Below are 21713 nucleotides of genomic sequence, written 5' to 3'. Positions count from 1 at the left end.
ATTGGGGGACATAAATGAATTCTGTGCTCGGCGCCTTCGGTACGGCCGTCATTATCGCCACGGCGCTTTCCGCCTGTGCCAGTCCCGCCGAACCTCCTGCGGCTGACTCTCCCGCAGCGGAAACCCCAACGCCTGCACCCACCCCTACGCCTTCCGCTGTTCCGGCAGCCAAAACGTATTCGGTCGAGGACTTGTCCGCCATCATCGGGCAGTTGCAGGATTCCCAGGGCAGGAAGCTGTCAGTAATGGCCAGCTCCGACCTGGCCGGTACTTTGGAGCAGACCAAAGCGCTGCTCTCGTCAGTTGAGGTGGAGCCGGCCGAGTGCCAGACCCTTGCCGCGGCCAGCGTGGTGCCCACAGTGGATGGGGCCGTCATGGCGATGGGGCAGAGCATTGATGCAGCCTCCGGGGCAGTCACGGCATTGTCGCTCACCGCAGGCTTGGAGAAAACCGCCCTTGTGGCAGTCGCGGACCAGGGACCGCAGCTGGAGAAGTGCGCCAATATGACCATGACTGCCCCGGGCCTGGCTATTGCCGTCTCCGTGACCCTGGTTGATGGCGCCGGAACAGTCCCCGACACCGTGGCATACCGCACCGATACGAAGCTGCCCGATGGAACCGCGCAGTCCCTCATCACTGCCCAGACGGTGCAGGGCGCCGTGCTGCTCACGGCGGTGGCTTCAGGCGGTTCCAGTGAGGCCGACGCCGTTTCACGGGCAGGTGCACTGCTCGACTCGGCTGCCTCCCAGCTCAAGTGACCGCGCCGGTGGCAGTTCCGGGCAGGTCCAGCTCTCCGGTGAGGTACCGCTGGACGTTCGGAGCTACCAGCCGCACCACATCCTCCGGTGACGCCGAGGCGAGCGGCTCCAGCCTGACCACATAGCGGACCAGCATCACGCCAACCACCTGCGTGGCCACCAGGCTTCCCCGCAGGGCCACTTCCTCCGGCGGGCCGGGTACGCCGGCCATGATGCGGCTGATGACCGTCCGGGTCACCACTTCCCGCAGCAGCAAGGTCTTGGCCTTGGATCCGATGGTGCCGCGGATGAACGCCACAAGGCTGTGCTGGGCCGGGCTCTCCCACAGCTTCAGCACTGCCCGGACAATGGCCTCCGCACGGTGCTCGGGGTCGTGCTGGTCCACCCCTTCCAGCACCTGGGCAGGGTCCGCCGGCAAGGCCACGCTCAGGGCGAAGAGCTCATCCTTGCCCTTGAAAAAGTGGTGGATCATGGCCGGGTCAACACTGGCTTCCCGGGCTATCTGCCGCAGGCTGGTGCCGTCGAACCCGTGCTCGGCGAAGAGCCGGCGGGCCGTGGCCAGGATGTGCTCCCGGGACTCGGTTGCCCCTTCACGCCGTCCCCGCCGGCCGGATCCCGGCGTCCGGGTCGCCTGCATGCCGCTCATGCAGTCTGCCGCCGAAGGGTCAGGGAAGCCAGCACCAGTACTCCCAGGACGATGGCCAGCATGGTGCCGGCATCTGTCCAGAGCCGGTCCGTGGCTTCGGCGTTGGCCGCAATCTCCTGCAGGGCGTCCACGGAAAAGGTCAGCGGCAGGACATTGGAAATGGATTCGAGGACCTCATTCATCCGGTCGCGGGCAACGAACAGCCCGCACAGGAGAATCTGTGGCACCACCACCACGGGCATGAACTGGACGGCCTGGAATTCAGTCCTGGCGAACGCCGAACACAGCAGCCCCAGCGCCACGCCCAGGACGGCGTTGATCACCGCGATCATGACGACCAGGCCAGGGCTGCCTTTGATGTCAAGATCGAAGATCCAGTAGGCCACAGCCGTGGCAACCAGCGACTGCAGGGCTGCCATGATGGAAAACGCCAGCCCGTAGCCGAACAGCAGGTCAGCCTTGTGGATGGGCGTGGTCAGGAGCCGCTCCAGGGTCCCGGACGTCCGTTCCCGCAGCATGGTGATGGAGGTGACCAGGAACATCACCACAAACGGGAAGATGGCCAGCATCATCAGGCCCACCCGGTCGAAGGTCCTGGGCACGCCGGGCGGGAGCGTCTCATTCTCGTACAGGAAGTACACCGCCGTCAGCAGCAGCGCCGGGACCACCAGGATCAGGGCAACACTGCGGTGGTCATGCCGCAACTGGTCCAGTACCCGCCGGGTCGTGGCGAGCATCATCACCGGGTTCATGACCGCACCGTCCTTTCCGGGGTTGTGCTGCCTGCGGCAGTGGCCCCGCCTTCCGCCTCACGGATGATGTGCAGGAACGCCTTCTCCAGGTCAGCGCTGTGGCCGCGGCTGCTGAGCTCCGCCGGCGTCAGCTGGGCCAGGAGCCTGCCTTCGCGCAACAGCAACAGGGAGCTGCAGTGGCTTGCCTCCTCCATGACGTGGCTGGACACCAGCAGCGTTGTGCCGGCCTCGGCCATGGATCTGAAGCGGTCCCAGAGATCTGCCCGGAGCACCGGGTCAAGGCCCACGGTGGGTTCGTCGAGGACCAGCAGCCGGGGGTGCGAAACCAGGGCACATGCCAGCGAGACGCGGCTGAGCTGGCCGCCGGAAAGGTCGGCAGTCTTTTGGCGTGACTGCTGTTCAAGGCCGACGGCGGCAATCGCCTCGGCCGCATCGGCGCGCCCTTTCCCGTGCATCGCCCCGAAGTAGCGGACATTGGCCTCCACGGTCAGGTCCGGATAGACGCTGGCGGACTGGGTCACGTAGCCCACCCTGTGCCTGAGCGAGGGATGGCCGGCCGGAAGGCCCAGCACGGTCACGGACCCGGAGCTCAGCCGCTGGACTCCCACGATGGCCCGCATCAGGGTGGTCTTGCCGCTACCCGAGGGCCCCAGCAGGCCCGTGATCCGGCCTGCCGGGATGGCAAAGTCCAGGCCCCGGAGGACTGGTACCTTTCCCCGGATCACACGCAGGGAGCTCGTAGCCACGGCCACGTCATCTCCGGAACCTGCCAAGGCCGCTGCTGCTGAGTGGGACATGACTGCCTCCGGACGCTGGTGCCTGCATGCTGGTCAAAACATTGATTAATTCACCACATGATGAAATAAAACTAAACCCGCCATTCGGGGCCGTCAACAACTTCGACTGGAAAAACCCTTGTCAACGTGTCGGCTATCACATAGGTTCAATCTAGCTGCGCTGGAGTGTGGTTGGGCGGTCTCACCAGTCCTCACCAGAATCAACGGCGTTAACGGCAAGAAGAGCCACGTCCGGTTGCAATGACCAGCCCGAATGGGGGGCCAGGGGCTTTGCAGCACCGGACGTGGCTTTTCGCTGTCCCGGCCACGGACCCCGGCGGCGAGGATGCCGGCACTCACGCTCCCGCGGGCATTGGCGCAGCTTGCCGGTAGATTAGTACCCAGACGAATTGCCCGGCCCTGCTTTCAGCAGCCATTCCCCAGAAACGGATACCGCCCCGTGGTCACAAGACTGTCCCAGCTTTTCCTGCGCACCCTGCGTGAAGATCCCGTCGACGCCGAAGTGGCCAGCCACCGGCTCCTGGTCCGGGCAGGCTATATCCGGCGTGCGGCACCCGGCATCTACACCTGGCTGCCGCTCGGGCTCAGCGTGCTGCGCAAGGTCGAAGCCGTCATCCGCGAGGAAATGGCCGCGATCGGCGCCCAGGAAGTCCATTTCCCGGCCCTACTGCCGCGGGAACCCTACGAGGCCACCAACCGCTGGACCGAATACGGCGAAGGCCTGTTCCGGCTCCAGGACCGCAAGGGTGCCGACTACCTGCTGGCCCCCACCCACGAGGAAATGTTCACCCTCCTGGTCAAGGACCTGTACTCCTCGTACAAGGACCTGCCGCTGAGCCTCTACCAGATCCAGAACAAGTACCGCGACGAGGCGCGCCCCAGGGCAGGCCTGCTGCGCGGCCGCGAGTTCATCATGAAGGACTCGTACTCCTTCGACGTGGACGACGCCGGCCTGGACGCGAGCTACGCCGCGCACCGCGGCGCCTACCTCCGCATCTTCGAGCGGCTGGGCCTGGAAGTCGTCCCTGTGGCCGCCACGGCCGGCGCCATGGGCGGGTCCAAGAGCGAGGAGTTCCTGCACCCCACCGAGATCGGCGAGGACACCTTCGTGCGGTCCGCCGGCGGCTACGCAGCCAACGTCGAAGCCGTCACCACAGTGGTCCCGGCGGACATCGACTTCGCGGCTGCACCGGCCGCGGAAGTGCTGGATACCCCCAATACGCCCACCATCGACACCCTGGTGGCCGCATCCAACGAACTGGCTCCCCGCAGCGAGGCCGACGGCGGCGCCTGGACTGCGGCGGACACCCTCAAGAACGTGGTCCTCGCCGTCACACTGCCCACCGGTGAGCGCCAGCTGGTGGTCATCGGCCTGCCCGGTGACCGCGGCGTTGACCTGAAACGCGTCGAAGCCAACATCGGCTCCTTCCTGCCCATCGCCGGCGAAATCGGCCTGGAAGCAGCCAACGACGACGACCTCAAGAAGCAGCCGCTCATCGTCAAGGGCTACCTGGGCCCCGGCCTCGCGCTGGACGAACCCCTGCTGGGCAGCGAAAGCGCCACCAAGCTCCTGTACCTCGTTGATCCCCGCGTTGTCAGCGGCACAGCCTGGGTCACGGGGGCCAACGAGGCCGGAAAGCACGTGTTCGGCCTCGTGGCCGGCCGCGACTTCACCTGGGACGGCGTCATCGAATGCACCGACGTCCGCGAAGGCGATCCCGCACCGGACGGCTCCGGTCCGCTGGAGATCGCCCGCGGCATCGAGATGGGCCATATCTTCCAGCTGGGCCGCAAGTACGCCGCCGCCCTTGAGCTGAAGGTCCTGGACCAGAACGGCAAGCAGGTGGTGGTCACGATGGGTTCCTACGGCGTGGGCGTCACCCGTGCTGTCGCCGCCCTGGCCGAGTCCAACCACGACGACAGGGGACTGGTCTGGCCCCGCGCCGTGGCGCCGGCTGATGTCCATGTGGTGGCTGTAGGCAAGGGCGAAGAGATTTTCGCGGCAGCCGAAAAGCTGGCACTGGATCTTGAGGCCGCAGGCCTGGACGTCATCTACGACGACCGTCCCAAGGTATCCCCGGGCGTTAAGTTCGGCGACGCCGAACTCGTGGGCGTCCCCACCATCCTGGCTGTCGGCCGGGGACTGGTGGACGGCGTCGTGGAGATCAAGGACCGCCGCAGCGGCGAAGCCGAGAACGTTGCAGTGGACAAGGCGGTGGACTACGTGGTCACCGCCGTCCGCAACAGCTGACCCGCGGCGTTGATTTCGGGTTTCGAGTCGATCCAGCTCACCACCCTCATCCTGATTGTGGTGGCTGGATTCGCTGCCGGCTGGGTTGATGCGGTGGTGGGCGGGGGCGGACTGATCCAGCTCCCCGCCCTGCTGCTGGTGCCGGGCATCACCCCCGTCCAGGCGCTTGCCACCAACAAGATGGGCTCGATCTTCGGGACCACCACCAGTGCTGTCACCTACTACGGGCGGGTTAAGCCGGACCTGAAAACGGCACTGCCCATGGCGGTGATCGCGCTGGCCGGGAGCTTCGGCGGCGCGGTGCTGGCAGCCACCCTGCCGGCCAGCGTGTTCAAGCCCATCATCGTGGCGGCGCTGGTCGCCGTCGCGCTTTTTACGGCACTGAAGCCCAACGTGGGCGACATCACCGTACTGCGCCACGACGGGCACACACATTACGTGGTGGCGTGCATGATCGGGGCGGTGATTGGTTTCTACGACGGCCTGATCGGCCCGGGCACCGGCTCGTTCCTGGTCATCGCCCTGGTCTCGGCGATGGGGTATGCCTTCCTGGAGGCCAGCGCCAAGGCGAAGATCGTCAACATGGCCACCAACGCCGGAGCGCTGCTGTTCTTCCTGCCGCACGGCTCGCTGCTGTGGGGCGTAGGCCTGCTGCTGGGCGCCGCCAACATGGCCGGCGGCTATCTGGGAGCCCGCACCGCCGTCAAGCAGGGGAGCCGCTTCGTCCGCATCGTGTTCCTGGTGGTGGTGGGCGCCCTGATCATCAAACTCGGCTACGACGTTTGGGCCGAGAACTTCGCCTAGGACCCTCCGGCCCTCGTGGCAGGGACCGCGGAGGCGTACCATGCTGCTATGTCAGCAGGCGCTGGACAGTATTCCGAGGCCTTATCAGCCGCAGCCCGCCACGCCCAGGAGTGGCTGGCGAGCCTGCCGGACCGGCACGTGGGCCCGCGGGCGTCGGTCCAGGAACTGGGGGACGTCTTCGGTGGACCGCTGCCCCGGAAAGGGATGCCCGCCGCCGACGTGGTGGACTATCTGGCGCTCCACGCGGACCCGGGACTGATGGCCATACCCTCCGGCCGCTTCTTCGGCTGGGTGATGGGCGGGACCCTGCCAGCGGCAATGGCTGCCGACTGGCTGGTCAGCGCATGGGACCAGAACTCGGGCATGCGCCATGCCACCCCCGCCATCGCGGCCATCGAGGAGTCTGCCGGGCACTGGCTCCTGCAGCTCCTGCACCTGCCCGGCGATGCCGACGTCGGCTTCGTCACCGGCGCCACCATGGCCAACTTCACCGCCATGGCCGCGGCCCGGTGGCGCCTGATGGTCGACGCCGGCTGGAACCTGGACCGCGACGGCCTGGCCGGCGGTCCCCGGATCCGGTGCTTTGTGGGCCAGGAGCGGCACGAGACGATCGACCTTGGCCTGCGCTACCTTGGCCTGGGCCGGCCCGCTGAGGTCCCGGCGGACGCGCAGGGGAGGCTGATCCCCGCCGAGCTGGACCGGATGCTCTCGGCCGGCTCAGGGCCGGCCCTGGTATGCCTCCAGGCCGGCAACCTGCATTCGGGCGCGTTTGACCCGTTTGCTGATGCCATCGACGTGGCGCGCCGCCATGGCGCGTGGGTCCACGTCGATGGGGCCTTCGGACTGTGGGCGGCCGCGGTGCCCGAGCTCGCCCACCTCGTCGGGGGCATGGAGCTCGCCGACTCATGGGGAACCGACGCGCACAAGACCCTGAACGTCCCCTACGACTGCGGCATCGCCGTCGTCAAGGATTCCAACGCGCTGCGCAGCGCCATGGGACTGCAGCACACCAGCTACCTGATCCACGACGCCGAAGGACCGGGCGACCCCTTCGAAAAGGTGCCGGAGCTGTCGCGCCGCGGCCGCGGCGTGCCGGTGTGGGCGGCCCTCAGGGCCTTGGGCAGCGACGGCGTCGCAGCGCAGGTCAGGGGCCTCGCCGACGCCGCTTCAAAGATTGGCAGCCGCCTGGCCGCGGTGGACGGCATCGAGGTGCTGAACCTGGTCGACTACACGCAGGTGTCGCTCGCGTTCGGCGACGACGCCACCACCCGGGCCGTGACGGCAAAGGTCATCGAGGACGGCAAGGTATGGATGTCCGGTTCGCGGTGGCAGGGCAGGGACGTCCTGCGGGTCTCCGTCAGCAACTGGAGCACGGACACGGACGACGTCGGCACGGCCGTAGACGCTGTCAGTTCGGCTTTTGCGGCCGTGCGGGCAGCCAACAGCTGATTCCGTCAGCTGGCCTGCCGTGCCTGTCCCGGTTCCGGGAGGGAATGCGCGGGCGGAAGCCCGTCCAGGGTCCGGCCGGCCAGGGTGCTGGCCACCCACAGCGAGCGCGCCAGGTCCCCTTGATGGTGCGGGCGGCCGGCGTAGGACAGGGCGTTCTCCACTTCGCGGGCCACGCCCCACTGGCGGGCCACTTCGGCGTCCAGGCCTGCCGCTTCGCTGAAATCTCGGCACCGTTCGCGCAGTCCCGCCTGCGGGTCGCTGCGCGGAAGATCCTTGATCCTGTTCCACAGCAGCGGAGCCACCGCGAACTCGGGCTCCCCGATCATCGGCTGCGGATCGATGGCCGCGAACCCTGATCCGTCCTGTCCAGCGGGACGGGCCAGGATGTTCAGGTAATGGAAGTCGGTGTGCACCAGAACATCGCGCGCGGAGCGGCGGCCCACGGCGCCGCGGGTCTGGCAGACTTCCAGGGCAGCTTCGAGCAGCCAGCGCGGAAACGGCCTGCCCAGCTGCTCCCAGTCAGCCGGCAGGTCATCGCTCCACTGCTCGGCGCGCCCGGCGATGTGGTCGAATTCCTGCCACTGCGGGCGGTGGTCGGGGACCAGGCTCAGCTGCCGGACCAGCCCGCCCCACACCGTCACTGCAACACCGATGGGAACGTCCTGCAGCGAGCAGTCCGCGTCCAGCCGCTCCAGCAGCATGGAACAGGTTCCGGCGTCGGATTCCAGCAGCCGCACGGCGCCGTGCCCGTCCCACAGCTCGAGGGCATGCCGCTCCACCCGGGCCTCATCATGCGGAAAAGCCACCTTCAGCGCTGCAGGTGTTCCATCGTTGCGGCGGACCGGAACCACCACGCCGCCATGCCCGTTCCATGGACCGGCGCCGGGAGCCAGATCAAGCGCCAGGTCCCAGTGCTCCATCCGGCCGGTCACGAGGGCAGGCAGTGAAACCAGCCATGCCCGGCCGGCGCTGGTTCGGCTGTACCTCGTGGTGAGGTCTGCAGGGATCGGCACCTGGGTTTGCTGGCTCATCAGCTCCACCCTAGTTGACGTGGCTACACGACTCCGCTGGCGCCGAGCAGGTTGCCGATGGTGAACGTTGCCGCCAGGGCCAGCGCTCCGCCCACCACCACCCGGGCGGCGGCGCGCATTTTGGAACCTCCGCCGATCCCGGCCCCCAGTGCGCCGGTTATTGCCAGCGCTGCCAGCACTGTGCCGAAGGTGACGGGAACGCGGATGTCCTGAGGGGGCAGGAGGATGGCCAGCATTGGCAGGACAGCACCGATGGTGAACGCCACTGCCGAGGCGAAGGCGGCGTTCCAGGGGCTGACAATATCCGCCTCGTCGATGTTGAGTTCAGCCGAAAGATGGGCCGCCAGCGCGTTGTGTTCGGTCAGTTCCACGGCCACCTTGCGGGCTGTTTCGGGGCTGAGGCCCTTGCCCTGGTAGAGGGCGGCCAGCTCGGCGAGTTCTTCTTCGGGCTCTTCGGCGAGCTCGCGGCGTTCCTTTTCGATCAGCGCCTTCTGGCTGTCGCTTTGGCTGCTCACGGAGACGTATTCGCCCAGGGCCATGGAGACGGCGCCGCCCACCAGGCCGGCGGCGCCCGCGGCGAGGATGGGTCCGGTGTCAGCCGTAGCGCCTGCGACGCCGACCACTATGGCGGCCACTGAGACGATCCCGTCGTTGGCGCCCAGCACTCCGGCGCGCAGCCAGTTCAGGCGCTGGGCCACATCGTTCTCGTGCGGCTCGGTTTCAAGGTGGCGTTGCAGATCCTTGTTGTCCGGCGGAAAGCCCGCCCGGTCCGCCGGCTCCTGGGAATCCATGGAATCAGCAAACCATCACTTGGACCCCGTTGCCAGTAGCGTGTCCTACGTGGCTGCCGGAGATGTTGTAGCGGCGGGGCTTTCAGGCATGTCCGGCAAGGCCGGAAGCTGGGACTCGTCCAGGGTGAGGCCGGGAACCGGCCCGGGGTCACCGCCCCAGCTGGCTGTCCTCCAGGCAGCCGCCACGAGGGCTGAGACGGCCCATCCGCGGGCAGGAGCGGCGCCTAACGCCACCACATCCCCGAAGGCTGTCAGGGTCCCTGACTCCAGCCGCGCCAGGCCCTCGGCGGGCGCGCCCAGGAACGCCGCATCGAGGACGTATCCGGGCGGCGTCGGCGGAACGGTTGCGCACTGCATGGCTGCGTACGCCTCAGCTTCGTCCGCCAGGTCCAGGTGTTCGGCCAGCAGGCTGGACGCCTGGACCGCAGCTGCCGGGTCAAGGCGGGACAGCGCGGCCTGGTAGCCGTAAACAGCCTGGAGTTCGGCGTCCAGGGCGGCTGTCAGCGCCGCGCCCAGACGAACGCCTTCGTCGTCGTGTTCGCCATCAGCTCCGCCTGACGGCCCGGTGCTTGTGCACCCTGCAGCAGCGGGTGAGGGTTGCGCGGAGGGACCTGCAGGTTCCTGCCATCCGGGCAGTTCGTCCGCCGGCACCCCGGCGAGGGCTGCGACTTCACCGGCCGCCAGCAACTGGGCCGCGCCGGTTCCGGCGAGAAGGCGGGCCATGCCGCCGTCGGCCTCCAGCGCATCGGTGAGGCGCGTGGCGCCGCTGGCAGCAAGGTCTGTCGCCAGTTCTGATAACGAGGCCGGGCCCGTTGTCGCAGGAGCGCTCGGAGTGTCTCCAGGCAGCATCAGGGCCCTCGCCTGGGTGGTCAGCAAAGTCACAGTCTTGTCCAGCGCGGCAGCGGTGCCGGGCCCTCCGTCGCCGGCGGCCGCACCTGCCATCTCCAGCCCGGCAGCCCTCAGCACCAGGGCATCGGCCAGCGCCGCGGCCCGGGCACGCTCCGAAAAAGGCGTTTCCGCAGGTGCAGGGGGCTGGCGGGGGATAAGGGCCATGCCCAGGCTCACCACCAGGAGGGCTGTGAGCGAAAAAACGGCGTACCGGAAATACCGCCTGCGGGCGCTGATTTCGGTGCTGTCGTCTTTCACAACAGACCATGTTGTCACGGCTGAGGGCAAACCCGGTGCACCACTGCGCCCGGAAAATCGCTAGGCTAGTAGTCACAACATCATCTATCGGGAGGCGGCCGGCATCGTGAGTAATGCAGAAGCCACGACTTCATCAGACCGTACCGGAACGGGTAGGGCTGACGTTGCGCCTGCCTACAATCCGGAAGCTGCCCGGCTGCGGGCCTTACTTGAACCGTCGGTCCAGGCCAACCGCCTGTACCTCGAGGATGTCACCATCATCCCCGGTTCGCATCGGGTGGTCCACGTGGTGGTGGACCTGCCGCAGGAAGAGACCGGCGGCGTGAACCTTGACGTCATCGCGGACATCTCCAGGGTCCTGTCCGACGTACTGGACAACGATCCTGACGATGACGGCCGGCCGTACGACCTCGAGGTTTCCTCTCCCGGAGTGGGGCGTCCTTTGACGGAAGAGCGCCACTGGCACCGGGCCCGCGGCCGCATGGTCAAAGTCAACGTCGTCCAGGGCGACAACGTCACCGGCAGGGTCAAAGCTGTGGACGACTCCGGCGTGACCCTCGTCCCGGAGATCGCCGTCAAGAAGGGCATGAAGCCCAAGCAGGGCGACCCCGTAACACTTCCTTTCGACAGGATCCGCAACGGAAAAGTCGAGATCGAATTCAGCCACCTCAACGAGGCCGGTCTGGAACCTGAGCACAATGGACCTTCTGAGGAGGCCTGATGGATATTGACATGAGCGCACTGAGACTTCTGGAGCGTGAGCGTGAAATCCCGCTGGACCTCCTGATCCCCACCATTGAGCAGGCGCTCCTGGTGGCCTACCACAAGTCGCCCGGCGCCTTCGAGAAGGCCCGCGCGGAACTGGACCGCAAGAGCGGGCACGTGACCATCTGGGCTGTGGAGATCGACGACGACGGCGCCCCCATCGGCGAGTTCGAGGACACTCCGGCCGGGTTCGGCCGCATCGCGGCCAGCACTGCACGCCAGATCATCCTCCAGCGCCTCCGGGACGTTGAGGACGACGCCGTCCTGGGCGAATTCAAGGGCCGGGAGGGTGAACTCGTTGCCGGGCTCATCCAGCAGGGCAACAACCCGCACATGATCCAGGTCAACCTGGGCGCCGTGGAAGCGCTGCTGCCGCCGCCCGAGCAGGTGCCGGGGGAGAAGTACACCCACGGGAACCGGCTCCGCGCCCTGGTCATCGACGTCCACCGCGGCACCAAGGGTCCGTCCGTCACGCTGTCCCGTTCACACCCGGGCCTGGTCCGGAAGCTCTTCGAACTGGAAGTTCCGGAAATCGCGGACCGTTCAGTGGAAATCGTGGCACTGGCCCGCGAAGCCGGCCACCGCACCAAGATCGCAGTCAAAGCAAACACCCAGGGCATCAACGCCAAGGGCGCCTGCATCGGCGAAATGGGTTCCCGGGTCCGGGCAGTGATGACCGAACTGAACGACGAAAAGATCGATATCGTCGACTTCAGCGAGGATCCGGCGACTTTCATCGCCAGCGCACTGTCGCCGTCGCGTGTGAATTCCGTCACGATCATCGACGAAGCAACCCGGTCCGCCCGCGTTGTTGTTCCGGACTACCAGCTCTCACTGGCCATCGGCAAGGAGGGTCAGAACGCCCGCCTGGCAGCCAAGCTGACCGGCTGGCGCATCGACATCGTCTCGGACGCCGCCGCGCCGCGCGAAAACTGACCCTAGCCCGGTGCGACAGCCGACGGCGGATGCCGACGGTTGAAGCGCCGGGTTTCGGGCAGAACGGCCCCGAGGGGCTAGAATAGACATTGACCGCGCCTAACGGCCGGTATCCGTGCGCCCTTGCGTGCCCTCCCTGCAGTTCGCTGTGGCGGGCAGGCATGGGCAGGGCAGCCAGGTACGTCAGGAAGATACTCACCGTGGAAGAAGTGCTTCACAGCGAGAATCAACCCCAGCGCACCTGCATCGGATGCCGGAAGAAGGGTTCGCGGTCGGAGCTGCTCCGGCTCGTGGCTGATGCCAGCGGTTCATCCGCTGTTTTGGTCGATGAACGACGCCGGATGGCTGGCCGGGGTGCATGGCTGCACCCCAGCGAATCGTGCCTGGCCCTGGCGGTCAAAAGGCGAGCATTCGGACGTGCCCTCAAGGGCGCAACCGGGACCGCCGCCGTCGAACGCCGGATCAAGGCAGGCACGGGCGCTGCAGGCCCGCTGCGGATACCTCCGGTAGCTGCAGCAACAACCGTCCAACCTGAAAGCGGGTCAGAAAACTGATGGAAACCCGATGAGTTCCCAGCGATGAGTGCGCAACGATGACAACTTTGTTGCGCTCTGCAATGGGCCCTTCTGCTGCATCCGCGGCGAGGGCCCGCAGTAAGAAGTAGACGGTTCGTGCCTGGCTCGGTGCGGACCGAGACAGGAGAAATGTGGCCAAGGTCCGCGTACACGAGCTCGCTAAAGAGCTCGGTATTACTTCCAAAGATGCAGTGACAAAACTGCAGGAACTGGGCGAATTCGTTCGCTCCGCCTCTTCCACCATTGAGGCCCCGGTGGTGCGGAAACTCCGCAACGCCTACCCCGACGCCGCGGCTAAGTCCGCAGCTCCGGCAGCCGCGCCCCAGGCGCCTGCCCCGTCGGCTGAATCACGTCCCGCAGCACCCGCTCCGGGTCCCGCAGCTCCCAAAGCCCCGGCACCTGCTGCTGCGGCCGCAGCGCCTGCAGCCCCGGCTGCACCCGCCGCCGCTTCTGCAGCTCCGGCTGCACCTGCGGCCGCAGCACCCGCTGCGCCGGCCCCGGCAGCCAGCGCTCCCTCCACCGGAGCCAAGCCCGGTGCCCGCCCGGCCCCCAAGGCTGAAGCCCCCGCTGCACCCTCCCGCTCCGGCGGAACGTCGCAGGGCGGCTCCGCGCCGCGCCCCGGCGGCCCCCGCCCGGGCAACAACCCGTTCGCCACGTCCCAGGGCATGCCCCGCGGCCGTGGTGGCGACGGCGAACGTGGAGAACGTGCGCCTCGTCCGGGCAACAACCCGTTCGCTACCTCGCAGGGCATGCCCCGCGCCGGTGGCCGTACCGACGGCGAACGCCCCGGTGGTCCCCGTCCCGCGGCCGGTGCCGGTGGTCCCCGTCCCGGTGGTCCGCGTCCCGCAGCCGGTGCGGGCGGTCCCCGTCCCGGTGGTCCGCGTCCCGCAGCCGGTGCGGGCGGTCCCCGCCCCGCAGGTGCCGGCGGAAACCGGCCTACTCCGGGCATGATGCCCAACCGCACTGAGCGTCCTGCACCCGCAGGCGCAGGTGCCGGCCGTCCCGGTGGCGGCGGCCGTGGCCCCGGACGCCCCGGCGGCGCTCCTGGTACCGGTGCCCCCGGTGCCGGCGGCGGTGCTCCGGCCGGCGGTGGCTTCGGCAAGGGTGGCCGCGGTCGCGGTGGCACCCAGGGTGCCTTCGGCAAGGGCGGCGCAGGCCGCGGCAAGCAGCGCAAGTCGAAGCGTGCCAAGCGCCAGGAACTCGAGCAGATGAGTGCTCCGTCGCTGGGTGGCGTCAGCGTCCCCCGTGGCGATGGCAGCACCGTCATCCGGCTCCGCCGCGGTTCGTCCATCACGGACTTTGCCGACAAGATCGAGGCAAACCCCGCAGCACTGGTTACCGTCCTCTTCCACCTCGGCGAAATGGCCACGGCCACGCAGTCGCTGGATGAGGAAACCTTCGCACTGCTCGGCGAGGAGCTTGGCTACAAGCTCCAGGTCGTCTCACCGGAGGACGAGGAGCGCGAGCTGCTCTCCACCTTCGACATCGACTTTGAAGCAGAGCTCGAAGCCGAAGGCGACGAAGACCTCGAGGCACGTCCTCCTGTTGTCACCGTCATGGGCCACGTCGACCACGGTAAGACCCGCCTGCTTGACGCCATCCGCAAGTCCGACGTTATGGCGGGCGAGCACGGCGGCATCACGCAGCACATCGGTGCCTACCAGGTCACGCACACCCACGAAGGCGAAGACCGCAAGATCACCTTCATCGACACTCCGGGCCACGAGGCGTTCACCGCCATGCGTGCCCGTGGTGCGAAGGTCACCGACATCGCCATCCTGGTGGTCGCAGCGGACGACGGCGTTATGCCGCAGACCGTTGAGGCCCTCAACCACGCGCAGGCAGCCAATGTGCCGATCGTGGTGGCCGTGAACAAGATCGACAAGGAAGGCGCCAACCCGGACAAGGTCCGCGGCCAGCTGACCGAGTACGGCCTGGTTCCCGAAGAATACGGTGGCGACACCATGTTCGTGGAGGTCTCTGCCCGCCAGAACCTCAACATCGACGAGCTGCTCGAGGCCGTCCTGCTCACCGCAGACGCCGCCCTGGACATGCGCGCCAACCCGAACAAGGACGCCCGCGGTATCGCGATCGAAGCCAACCTGGACAAGGGCCGCGGTTCCGTGGCCACCGTCCTGGTGCAGTCCGGTTCGCTGCGTGTCGGTGACACGATCGTGGCCGGTACGGCCCACGGCCGCGTCCGCGCCATGTTCGACGACGACGGCAGCGCCCTGACCGAGGCCGGCCCGTCCCGCCCCGTGCAGGTCCTGGGTCTGTCCAACGTGCCGCGCGCCGGCGACACCTTCTTTGTGACCGCTGACGAGCGCACCGCCCGCCAGATCGCCGAGAAGCGTGAAGCAGCCGACCGCAACGCCGCCCTCGCCAAGCGCCGCAAGCGCATCAGCCTGGAAGACTTCGACCAGGCCGTGGCCGATGGCAAGATCGACACCCTCAACCTCATCCTCAAGGGTGACGTGTCCGGTGCCGTGGAAGCCCTCGAAGACGCACTGCTCAAGATCGACGTCGGCGAAGGCGTGCAGCTGCGCGTCATCCACCGCGGCGTTGGTGCCATCACGCAGAACGACGTCAACCTGGCGACGGTCGACAGCGCCGTCATCATCGGCTTCAACGTCAAGCCCGCCGAGCGTGTTGCCGAACTGGCAGACCGCGAAGGCGTGGACATGCGCTTCTACTCCGTCATCTACTCAGCAATCGATGACATCGAGATGGCCCTCAAGGGCATGCTCAAGCCGGAGTACGAAGAGGTCCAGCTTGGCACCGCCGAGGTCCGCGAAGTGTTCCGTTCCTCCAAGTTCGGCAACATCGCAGGTTCCATCGTTCGCTCGGGCATCATCCGACGCAACACGAAGGCACGCATCAGCCGCGACGGCAAGATCATCGGCGACAACCTCACCGTTGAGACGCTCAAGCGCTTCAAGGACGACGCCACCGAGGTCCGTACGGACTTCGAGTGTGGTATCGGTCTTGGCTCGTTCAACGACATCACCGAAGGCGACATCATCGAGACCTTCGAGATGCGCGAGAAGCCGCGCGTCTAAGGCAGGGTAAGCACTACTGCGGGGAGCCTCCGAGTTTTGGGGGCGCCCCGCCCCTACGCTGGGCGGCACGGGATCTGCGATCCTGTGCCGCCCAGCTCCGGTAGGCCCGATGCCACTCCCGGGCGCCCCCAAAACTCTCCGGCATCGTCGTAAACTCACCAGAGGCGCGCGGCACCTCAGGCACACCAGCTGCCCAACTGCCGCACCGCCCTCGTACATCCAAATTTTTAGGAGTGGAAATGGCTGATCCCGCACGGGCTGCCAAGTTGGCGCAGCGGATTAAGGTTGTTGTTGCCGAGGCCCTGGGCCGGAAGGTTAAGGATCCCCGGCTTGAAGGCATCACTATTACCGATGCCCGGGTGACCAATGACCTGCAGCACGCCACCATCTACTACACCGTGTTCGGTGACCAGGCTGTCCAGGCGGATGCCGCCAAGGGGCTTGAGAAAGCCAAGGGCGTGCTCCGCCAGGAAGTGGGGCGCAACGTTACCGTTCGCCTGACGCCAACACTGGAATTTGTGGCCGACCAGATTCCCGTGGTTGCCTCCAACCTCGAGGAGCTGCTTCGCGAAGCCAAGAAACGCGACGCCGAGGTAGCCGCCCTGGCTGAGAAGGCCAAGCACGCCGGCGACGCCGATCCCTACAAGCGTGACGTTCCCGCCGATGTGGACATCGACGAGGACGACTTCGACGAAGAGGACCTTGACCTCACCGACGACGAAGAACTCGACGAAGACGGCAACAAGTAGCCGTCTGACCACACCCGTGGATCACAGGAAGGCCCGGACTGCAGCTGCAGTCCGGGCCTTCCGTCGTCTGCCGGGCTAGGATCTAGCTATGAGCCAGGCGAGCGACAATCACGATGCCACGCGATATCTGGAACAGGCCGTTGAGCTGGCCGTAAAGAACGTGGCCGACGGCGGTGGTCCCTTCGGTGCGCTGGTGGTCACTGCGGACGGCCGCGTCCACGAAGGCATCAACCGCGTCACCCGGGACCACGACCCCACGGCGCACGCTGAAGTGGTGGCGATCCGCGCCGCGGCTGCTGCCACAGCCCACTTCGACCTGCGCGGGGCTGTCCTCTACACCAGTTGCGAGCCCTGCCCGCTGTGCCTGTCGGCCGCCCTCTGGGCCCGCATCGACCGGGTCTATTTCGCCGCAGACCGGCACGGAGCAGCTGCAGCAGGCTTCGACGACGCCGTGTTCTACGACTACTTCAGCGGCACCCGGCCGGAACTGTTGCCGGTTGCCCAGGCTGCCGTGCCGACGTCGGACGCGCCGTTTGACGCATGGCGGAGAAACAAGCACCGCACCGACTACTGATCCGGAAGGCAGCGAGCACAGTGGAATCCCCAGCAGCGGAACCGACGCTCATCAAGTGCCCCAACTGCGGGAAGACCAACCGGGTTCCCGCCGCTGCAGCCGGCCACCCGCGCTGCGGCAACTGCCGGCAGGACCTGCCCTGGATCGTTAACGCCGGCGACATCGACTTCGCCACGGTCGCTGAACAGTCCCCGGTTCCGGCACTCATCGACTTCTGGGCTGCCTGGTGCGGACCCTGCCGGATGGTCAGCCCGGTGCTGGACAAGCTCGCCGTGGAGCGGGCCGGCCGGATCAAGCTCGTTAAGGTGGACGTTGACCGGGCCCCGCAACTGTCCCTTCGATTCGATGTTCAGGCTATCCCCACGCTCATGGTCATCGTCGGCGGAAAAGTGGTGGCCAGGCAGGCGGGAGCAGCGCCGGCCGCGGTCCTGCGTTCCTGGCTGGATGAGGCGCTGGCAGGCAGCCGCCGCTAAGTGTTCTGAGCCGGCTCCGCCCGCTCCGGCAGCCGGCCAACGCCCTCCACCAACTCGTCGCGCGCGCCACACAGGGCGATCCGCACCCATCCCTCGCCGATCGAGCCGAAGGCGGTTCCAGGCGCGAGTGCCACGCCCGAGCCGGCCAGGAACCGGCGGACCCAGCTGCGGACGTCACCATCGCTGGCATGGGAGACGTCGGCCCAGAGATAGAACGCCCCCTGCGCCGTCAGGTAGGGAATGTTCCTGGCATCGAGCACGGCCGAAGCCGCGTCGCGGTTGGCCCGGTAGTGGGCATGGGCGTCCCGGACGTAGTCCTGCGGGCCCGTCAGGGCCGCGAGCGCGGCATACTGTGACGGCGATGCGACGCAGGAGACGATCGCCTCCATCACGTTGTTCATCGTCTGCTCCAGCCCGGGCGGACACACGAGGGCGCCGATCCGCAGGCCGGTCAGGCCGTACGTCTTGGACAGTGTCAGCGAGGTGAAGACGCGCGCCTCCCCGGGGACATCGCTGTCGAACCGCGCGGGGCTGACGTGGGAGACGTCGTACGTGAAGGCCTCATAGCATTCGTCGGAGATGATCCAGAGGTCGTGCCTGCGGGCCAGGTCCACAAGCTGCCGTGTCAGGTCCTCGCCGAGTACCGCGCCGAGCGGATTGGAGGGGGAATTCAGGATGAGCACCCGCGTCCGGTCCGTGATGAGCGCCTCGATGTCCCCGATCCGGGGCTGGAATTCGTGCTCCGGATACAACGGGTACCCCACGGGGACGGCGTTGAGCAGCCGGCTGGTCATGGCGAACGTGGGGTAACCGGGGTTGGGAATAAGGACCTCATCGCCGGGGGAGAGCAGCAGGCTCATAGCGAAGTGCAGGCCCTGCTGCCCGCCGTCCACCACGTACACGCGCTCGGCGCCGATGGTGCTGCCGGACCGTTCCCTGAACCGCGACGCGAACGCCTCACGAAGTGCGGGGAGGCCGGCGTTGGGCGTGTAGTTGGTCTCATCCCGGTCCAGGCACGCCATCCCGGCTTCCAGGATGTGGCGGGGGAGCGCGAAGCCCGGCTCGCCGATGCTCAGCACGATGGCGCCCGGAGTACGCCAGGCGGCCTCGGTGATTTCGCGGATCTGGTTGACGGGAACGTCACGCGCGTGCGCGGCAAGCTCAGGCATGGTTGCCATCCTAGCCGTGGCCCGCCGGCGTGGGCGGCATGCGTGGGCGGGGGCCCCCGCCGGCGCCGATATACTGGGAAGCGTGCTTTCTGGACTGGTGATAGTGGACAAACCGCAGGGATGGACCAGCCATGATGTGGTTGGTCGGATGCGTCGCATCGCCGGGACCCGGAAAGTGGGGCACGCCGGGACCCTGGATCCCATGGCTACCGGCGTCCTGGTGGTCGGCATCAACAAGGCCACGCGGCTGCTCACCTACATCGTGGGCACCTCCAAGACGTACACGGCCACCATCCGGCTGGGCCAGTCAACCATCACCGACGACGCCGAGGGTGACGTTGTAGCCACCGCCAGTGCCGCCGCCGTCACCGACGAAGCGATTCACGACGGCGTCGCGGCCCTCACGGGGCTGATCCAGCAGGTGCCCAGCAGCGTCAGCGCCATCAAGGTCAACGGCGAACGGGCCTACGCCCGCGTGCGCTCCGGCGAAGAGGTCAAACTCGCTGCCCGCCCCGTCACCATCCACCGCTTCGAAGTCCATGGCATCAACCGCGAAGCCGGCACTGGGACAGATGACGCCGCGGTACTGGATATCGACGTCACCGTGGAATGCTCCTCCGGCACGTACATCCGCGCCCTGGCCCGGGACCTGGGGAACGCGCTGGGAGTCGGCGGCCACCTGACGGCGCTCCGCCGCACCCATGTGGGGCCCTACTCGCTGGAGCAGGCGCGGACCCTGGAGCAGTTGGCCGAGGACCTCCAGGTCCTCGAAATGTCGCAGGCCGCGCGCGCCCTGATGCCCAACCGGGAACTCACCGCCGAAGAAACCACCGAGATCTCCTTCGGCCGGAGGATCGCGGCCGGCGCGGAACCGGGAAGCCCCGGGGCCGCCACTGCCGATCATCCCGCCGCCGCCTTTGCCCCCGACGGCAGCCTGGTGGCGCTCCTGGCGGATTCCGGCAACTTCGCCAAGCCTGTGCTGGTGTTCGCACCCGGTAGCGGCTCCCGGGAGTCCTAGGCGTGGACGCGTACTTCTACATCATCCTCGCCGTCGGCCTGATCTCCACCGGCATCTGCCTGGTGGCCGGCATCCTGAAAAAGGCCCCGAACGACGTCACCATCCTGTCCGTGGCCGCCGTCGAACTCGCCCTGGTGGTCTACCTCGTGGGGTCCGTCATCAGGGTGATCGGCGGTGAACCGATCGCGGGTGAAGCCTGGGAGTTCTGGGGCTACCTGGTCACAGCCATGCTCCTGCCCCCGGCGGCCGTCTACTGGTCCATCCTGGAACGGACCCGCTGGAGCAACTTTGTCCTGGCCGCCGTCGGGGTGACCGCCCTGGTGATGGCCGCCCGAATGAACCAGATCTGGTACTGAAGTGGAAGAAGCCCGCAACGTGAAAGCACCACATTCCGAAGCGACGCCGGACAAGGCACGCGCGTCTGCCAAAGACACCCGCAACACCGGCCCCGGCAGGCTCCTGATCGCCGTTTACGCGGTGTTCGCCATTTCCGCCACCGCCCGGGCCGGCTACCAGATCCTCACCAAGTTCTCCGAAGCCCCGCTCGCGTACCTGCTGTCCGCCTTCGCAGCGCTGGTGTACCTGGTGGCCACCGTCTCCCTGGCCAAGCCCGGCCGCACCTGGTTCAAGGTATCGGTGACCGCCGTGCTGGTGGAACTGGTTGGTGTCGTCGTCGTGGGGGCCCTGAGCGTCTTTGACCCGGTGCAGTTCCCGCACGAAACCGTCTGGTCGCTGTTCGGGCGGGGCTATGCCTTCATCCCGCTCCTGCTGCCGATTCTGGGCCTGGTGTGGCTGTACAGGCGCCGGCCGGGCAAACAGCGGAACGCCGCCTAGTCCTTTTCCGGCACGGCCCGGCCGCATGCCACGGGCTGCGGCGGAGTCCGGAGGCACCCGCGATAACGGGTAATCTTAGAGAGTTCCGGCGCCGGTCAGGCGTCCGGGCATGTCAGTTGCAGGCAGTAAAAGGCGAGGGTGATGGTCTACATCTGGAACGATCCGTCCGAGGTCCCGGCGGACTTCGGTCCATCCGTTGTCACCTTCGGCAACTTCGACGGCGTCCACCGCGGCCACCAGCAGGTGCTGTCCCAGCTGATCCGGTCCGCCCGACGCAACGGCATTAAAGCCGTAGCCGTCACCTTTGATCCGCACCCCGCCATGATCCACCGGCCGGAGTCTGCGCCCGAGATGATCATGGGCCTGCAGGACAAGCTGGAAGCGCTGGGGGAGCTGGGCCTGGACGCCATCCTGGTGATGAAATACTCCCTGAACCTGGCCAGCCTCACCGCCGAAGAGTTCGTCCGACAGGTGCTGGTGGACAGCCTCCACGCCAGCCATGTGGTGATCGGCCACGACGCCCGCTTCGGCCGGGGCAACTCCGGCGACCTGGACACCATGAAGCAGCTGGGCGGGAAGTTCGGGTTCGACGTCCAGGTCATCAGTGAGTTCGGCTCCGAGGGCTACCCCCTGCACGACGACGACGGCACGGACCGCCGCTGCTCGTCCACCTGGGTGCGCGAGGCCCTGCAGGAAGGCGACGTCGCCACAGCTGCTGAAGTGCTGGGCCGCCCGCACCGCATGCGCGGCGAAGTGGTGCACGGCGCCGCCCGGGGCCGCGCCCTGGGATTCCCCACCGCCAACCTCGCCCACGAGGCGAGCGGCTTCATTCCCGCCGACGGTATTTACGCCGGCTGGCTCGTTGACCAGGCCGGAACCCGCTGGCCCGCTGCCATTTCCGTCGGGTCCAACCCCACGTTTGACGGCGTCAGCCGCCAGGTCGAGGCCCACGTGATCGACCGCCCCGATGAATCGGTGGAGGACTTCGATCTGTACGGCCAGACAGTAGTGGTGGAATTCGTGGCCAGGCTGCGGGGCATGGTGGCCTATCGTGGGCCTGAGGCACTGGTGGACCAGATGCGCCTGGACGTGGTGCAGGCCCACGATCTCTTGGTCCGCCGCTGACCGGAGCACCC

22 protein-coding genes are annotated in these 21713 nt (G+C 67.3%); 15 read left to right on the top strand and 7 right to left on the bottom strand.

The features are described 5' to 3' along the window. The first annotated feature begins 14 nt into the window (after positions 1 to 14). Complete coding sequence (locus EYS21_RS07035; protein ID WP_131132495.1) at positions 15 to 758, top strand: hypothetical protein; 744 nt, start codon at positions 15 to 17, stop codon at positions 756 to 758. Here the strand turns inward: EYS21_RS07035 and EYS21_RS07030 are convergent. From EYS21_RS07030 to EYS21_RS07020, 3 genes are read right to left on the bottom strand one after another with little or no spacing between them, the layout of a single operon-like run. Next, positions 751 to 1395, bottom strand: a complete 645-nt coding sequence (locus tag EYS21_RS07030; protein WP_131132860.1) for a TetR family transcriptional regulator — start codon at positions 1393 to 1395, stop codon at positions 751 to 753. The genes EYS21_RS07035 and EYS21_RS07030 overlap by 8 nt on opposite strands. Positions 1396 to 1400: 5 nt before the next feature. After that, entirely contained in the window at positions 1401 to 2144 is a 744-nt protein-coding gene (locus tag EYS21_RS07025) for an ABC transporter permease (RefSeq protein WP_131132859.1), read from the bottom strand. An 8-nt stretch (positions 2145 to 2152) separates the two neighbouring features. Next, a complete protein-coding gene (locus EYS21_RS07020; RefSeq protein WP_131132494.1) occupies positions 2153 to 2953 on the bottom strand; it encodes an ABC transporter ATP-binding protein in 801 nt (266 codons plus the stop codon). A gap of 439 nt (positions 2954 to 3392) precedes the next feature. On the opposite strand from EYS21_RS07020, the gene EYS21_RS07015 reads away from it, so the two are divergent. Genes EYS21_RS07015 through EYS21_RS07005 form a run of 3 tightly spaced genes read left to right on the top strand, consistent with a single transcriptional unit; the run spans position 3393 to position 7457 of the window. Next, the gene (locus tag EYS21_RS07015) at positions 3393 to 5204 is read left to right on the top strand and encodes a proline--tRNA ligase (RefSeq protein WP_131132493.1); all 1812 of its coding nucleotides are present in this window, start codon (positions 3393 to 3395) and stop codon (positions 5202 to 5204) included. Positions 5205 to 5213: 9 nt separating this feature from the next. Beyond that, complete coding sequence (locus EYS21_RS07010) at positions 5214 to 6008, top strand: TSUP family transporter (protein WP_131132492.1); 795 nt, start codon at positions 5214 to 5216, stop codon at positions 6006 to 6008. Positions 6009 to 6056: 48 nt separating this feature from the next. Then, complete coding sequence (locus EYS21_RS07005; protein ID WP_131132491.1) at positions 6057 to 7457, top strand: pyridoxal-dependent decarboxylase; 1401 nt, start codon at positions 6057 to 6059, stop codon at positions 7455 to 7457. 5 nt (positions 7458 to 7462) lie between these two features. Here the strand turns inward: EYS21_RS07005 and EYS21_RS07000 are convergent, their stop codons facing one another. Genes EYS21_RS07000 through EYS21_RS06990 form a run of 3 tightly spaced genes read right to left on the bottom strand, consistent with a single transcriptional unit; the run spans position 7463 to position 10425 of the window. Next, the gene (locus EYS21_RS07000) at positions 7463 to 8488 is read right to left on the bottom strand and encodes an aminoglycoside phosphotransferase family protein (RefSeq protein ID WP_131132490.1); all 1026 of its coding nucleotides are present in this window, start codon (positions 8486 to 8488) and stop codon (positions 7463 to 7465) included. A gap of 23 nt (positions 8489 to 8511) precedes the next feature. Beyond that, a complete protein-coding gene (locus EYS21_RS06995; RefSeq protein WP_131132489.1) occupies positions 8512 to 9279 on the bottom strand; it encodes a VIT1/CCC1 transporter family protein in 768 nt (255 codons plus the stop codon). Between the two features lie 45 nt (positions 9280 to 9324). After that, positions 9325 to 10425, bottom strand: coding sequence for a DUF4439 domain-containing protein (locus tag EYS21_RS06990; protein WP_242633325.1), 1101 nt, complete (start codon positions 10423 to 10425; stop codon positions 9325 to 9327). A 106-nt stretch (positions 10426 to 10531) separates the two neighbouring features. Here EYS21_RS06990 and EYS21_RS06985 point away from each other — a divergent pair, with 106 nt between their 5' ends. The 7 genes from EYS21_RS06985 to trxA all read left to right on the top strand — a co-directional run bounded on the left by EYS21_RS06985 (position 10532) and on the right by trxA (position 17556). Then, positions 10532 to 11146: a ribosome maturation factor RimP gene (locus EYS21_RS06985; protein ID WP_131132488.1), complete on the top strand. Its 615-nt coding sequence runs from the start codon at positions 10532 to 10534 to the stop codon at positions 11144 to 11146. Continuing rightward, positions 11146 to 12126: a transcription termination factor NusA gene (nusA, locus tag EYS21_RS06980; protein WP_131132487.1), complete on the top strand. Its 981-nt coding sequence runs from the start codon at positions 11146 to 11148 to the stop codon at positions 12124 to 12126. Before EYS21_RS06985 ends, nusA begins: the two co-directional genes overlap by 1 nt. A 161-nt stretch (positions 12127 to 12287) precedes the next feature. Further along, positions 12288 to 12680, top strand: a complete 393-nt coding sequence (locus EYS21_RS06975) for a YlxR family protein (RefSeq protein WP_131132486.1) — start codon at positions 12288 to 12290, stop codon at positions 12678 to 12680. Between the two features lie 152 nt (positions 12681 to 12832). Then, on the top strand, positions 12833 to 15760 hold the full coding sequence (infB, locus tag EYS21_RS06970) for a translation initiation factor IF-2 (protein WP_131132485.1): 2928 nt from the start codon (positions 12833 to 12835) through the stop codon (positions 15758 to 15760). A gap of 239 nt (positions 15761 to 15999) precedes the next feature. Beyond that, a complete protein-coding gene (gene rbfA, locus EYS21_RS06965; RefSeq protein ID WP_131132484.1) occupies positions 16000 to 16509 on the top strand; it encodes a 30S ribosome-binding factor RbfA in 510 nt (169 codons plus the stop codon). Positions 16510 to 16597: 88 nt separating this feature from the next. Beyond that, positions 16598 to 17083: a nucleoside deaminase gene (locus EYS21_RS06960; protein ID WP_131132483.1), complete on the top strand. Its 486-nt coding sequence runs from the start codon at positions 16598 to 16600 to the stop codon at positions 17081 to 17083. Between the two features lie 20 nt (positions 17084 to 17103). Continuing rightward, positions 17104 to 17556, top strand: a complete 453-nt coding sequence (gene trxA / locus EYS21_RS06955; RefSeq protein ID WP_242633324.1) for a thioredoxin — start codon at positions 17104 to 17106, stop codon at positions 17554 to 17556. On the opposite strand, the gene EYS21_RS06950 is transcribed toward trxA, so the two are convergent. Further along, positions 17553 to 18725, bottom strand: a complete 1173-nt coding sequence (locus tag EYS21_RS06950) for a pyridoxal phosphate-dependent aminotransferase (protein WP_207307708.1) — start codon at positions 18723 to 18725, stop codon at positions 17553 to 17555. The two genes, trxA and EYS21_RS06950, sit on opposite strands and share 4 nt — an antisense overlap. Before the next feature lie 82 nt (positions 18726 to 18807). On the opposite strand from EYS21_RS06950, the gene truB reads away from it, so the two are divergent. From truB to EYS21_RS06930, 4 genes are all read left to right on the top strand, one after another. Next, positions 18808 to 19743, top strand: a complete 936-nt coding sequence (gene truB / locus EYS21_RS06945; RefSeq protein WP_131132480.1) for a tRNA pseudouridine(55) synthase TruB — start codon at positions 18808 to 18810, stop codon at positions 19741 to 19743. Positions 19744 to 19745: 2 nt separating this feature from the next. Beyond that, on the top strand, positions 19746 to 20099 hold the full coding sequence (locus EYS21_RS06940) for a hypothetical protein (protein WP_131132479.1): 354 nt from the start codon (positions 19746 to 19748) through the stop codon (positions 20097 to 20099). A 19-nt stretch (positions 20100 to 20118) separates the two neighbouring features. Further along, complete coding sequence (locus tag EYS21_RS06935; protein WP_131132478.1) at positions 20119 to 20577, top strand: hypothetical protein; 459 nt, start codon at positions 20119 to 20121, stop codon at positions 20575 to 20577. 141 nt (positions 20578 to 20718) lie between these two features. Beyond that, entirely contained in the window at positions 20719 to 21702 is a 984-nt protein-coding gene (locus EYS21_RS06930; protein WP_131132477.1) for a bifunctional riboflavin kinase/FAD synthetase, read from the top strand. The last annotated feature ends 11 nt before the right edge of the window (positions 21703 to 21713 follow it).

It is taken from the genome of Arthrobacter sp. S39 (genome assembly GCF_004320525.1).
Lineage (GTDB): Bacteria > Actinomycetota > Actinomycetes > Actinomycetales > Micrococcaceae > Arthrobacter.
Note: the sequence above shows the minus strand (reverse complement) of the source record. Positions and strands in the feature narration are given on the sequence as shown.

Coding starts and splice junctions, on each gene's coding strand:
- EYS21_RS07035 (WP_131132495.1), top strand. CDS start 15: ATGAATTCTGTGCTCGGCGCCTTCGGTACGGCCGTCATTATCGCCACG.
- EYS21_RS07030 (WP_131132860.1), bottom strand. CDS start 1,395: ATGCAGGCGACCCGGACGCCGGGATCCGGCCGGCGGGGACGGCGTGAA.
- EYS21_RS07025 (WP_131132859.1), bottom strand. CDS start 2,144: ATGATGCTCGCCACGACCCGGCGGGTACTGGACCAGTTGCGGCATGAC.
- EYS21_RS07020 (WP_131132494.1), bottom strand. CDS start 2,953: ATGTCCCACTCAGCAGCAGCGGCCTTGGCAGGTTCCGGAGATGACGTG.
- EYS21_RS07005 (WP_131132491.1), top strand. CDS start 6,057: ATGTCAGCAGGCGCTGGACAGTATTCCGAGGCCTTATCAGCCGCAGCC.
- EYS21_RS07000 (WP_131132490.1), bottom strand. CDS start 8,488: ATGAGCCAGCAAACCCAGGTGCCGATCCCTGCAGACCTCACCACGAGG.
- EYS21_RS06995 (WP_131132489.1), bottom strand. CDS start 9,279: ATGGATTCCCAGGAGCCGGCGGACCGGGCGGGCTTTCCGCCGGACAAC.
- nusA (WP_131132487.1), top strand. CDS start 11,146: ATGGATATTGACATGAGCGCACTGAGACTTCTGGAGCGTGAGCGTGAA.
- EYS21_RS06975 (WP_131132486.1), top strand. CDS start 12,288: ATGGGCAGGGCAGCCAGGTACGTCAGGAAGATACTCACCGTGGAAGAA.
- rbfA (WP_131132484.1), top strand. CDS start 16,000: ATGGCTGATCCCGCACGGGCTGCCAAGTTGGCGCAGCGGATTAAGGTT.
- EYS21_RS06960 (WP_131132483.1), top strand. CDS start 16,598: ATGAGCCAGGCGAGCGACAATCACGATGCCACGCGATATCTGGAACAG.
- EYS21_RS06950 (WP_207307708.1), bottom strand. CDS start 18,725: ATGCCTGAGCTTGCCGCGCACGCGCGTGACGTTCCCGTCAACCAGATC.
- EYS21_RS06930 (WP_131132477.1), top strand. CDS start 20,719: ATGGTCTACATCTGGAACGATCCGTCCGAGGTCCCGGCGGACTTCGGT.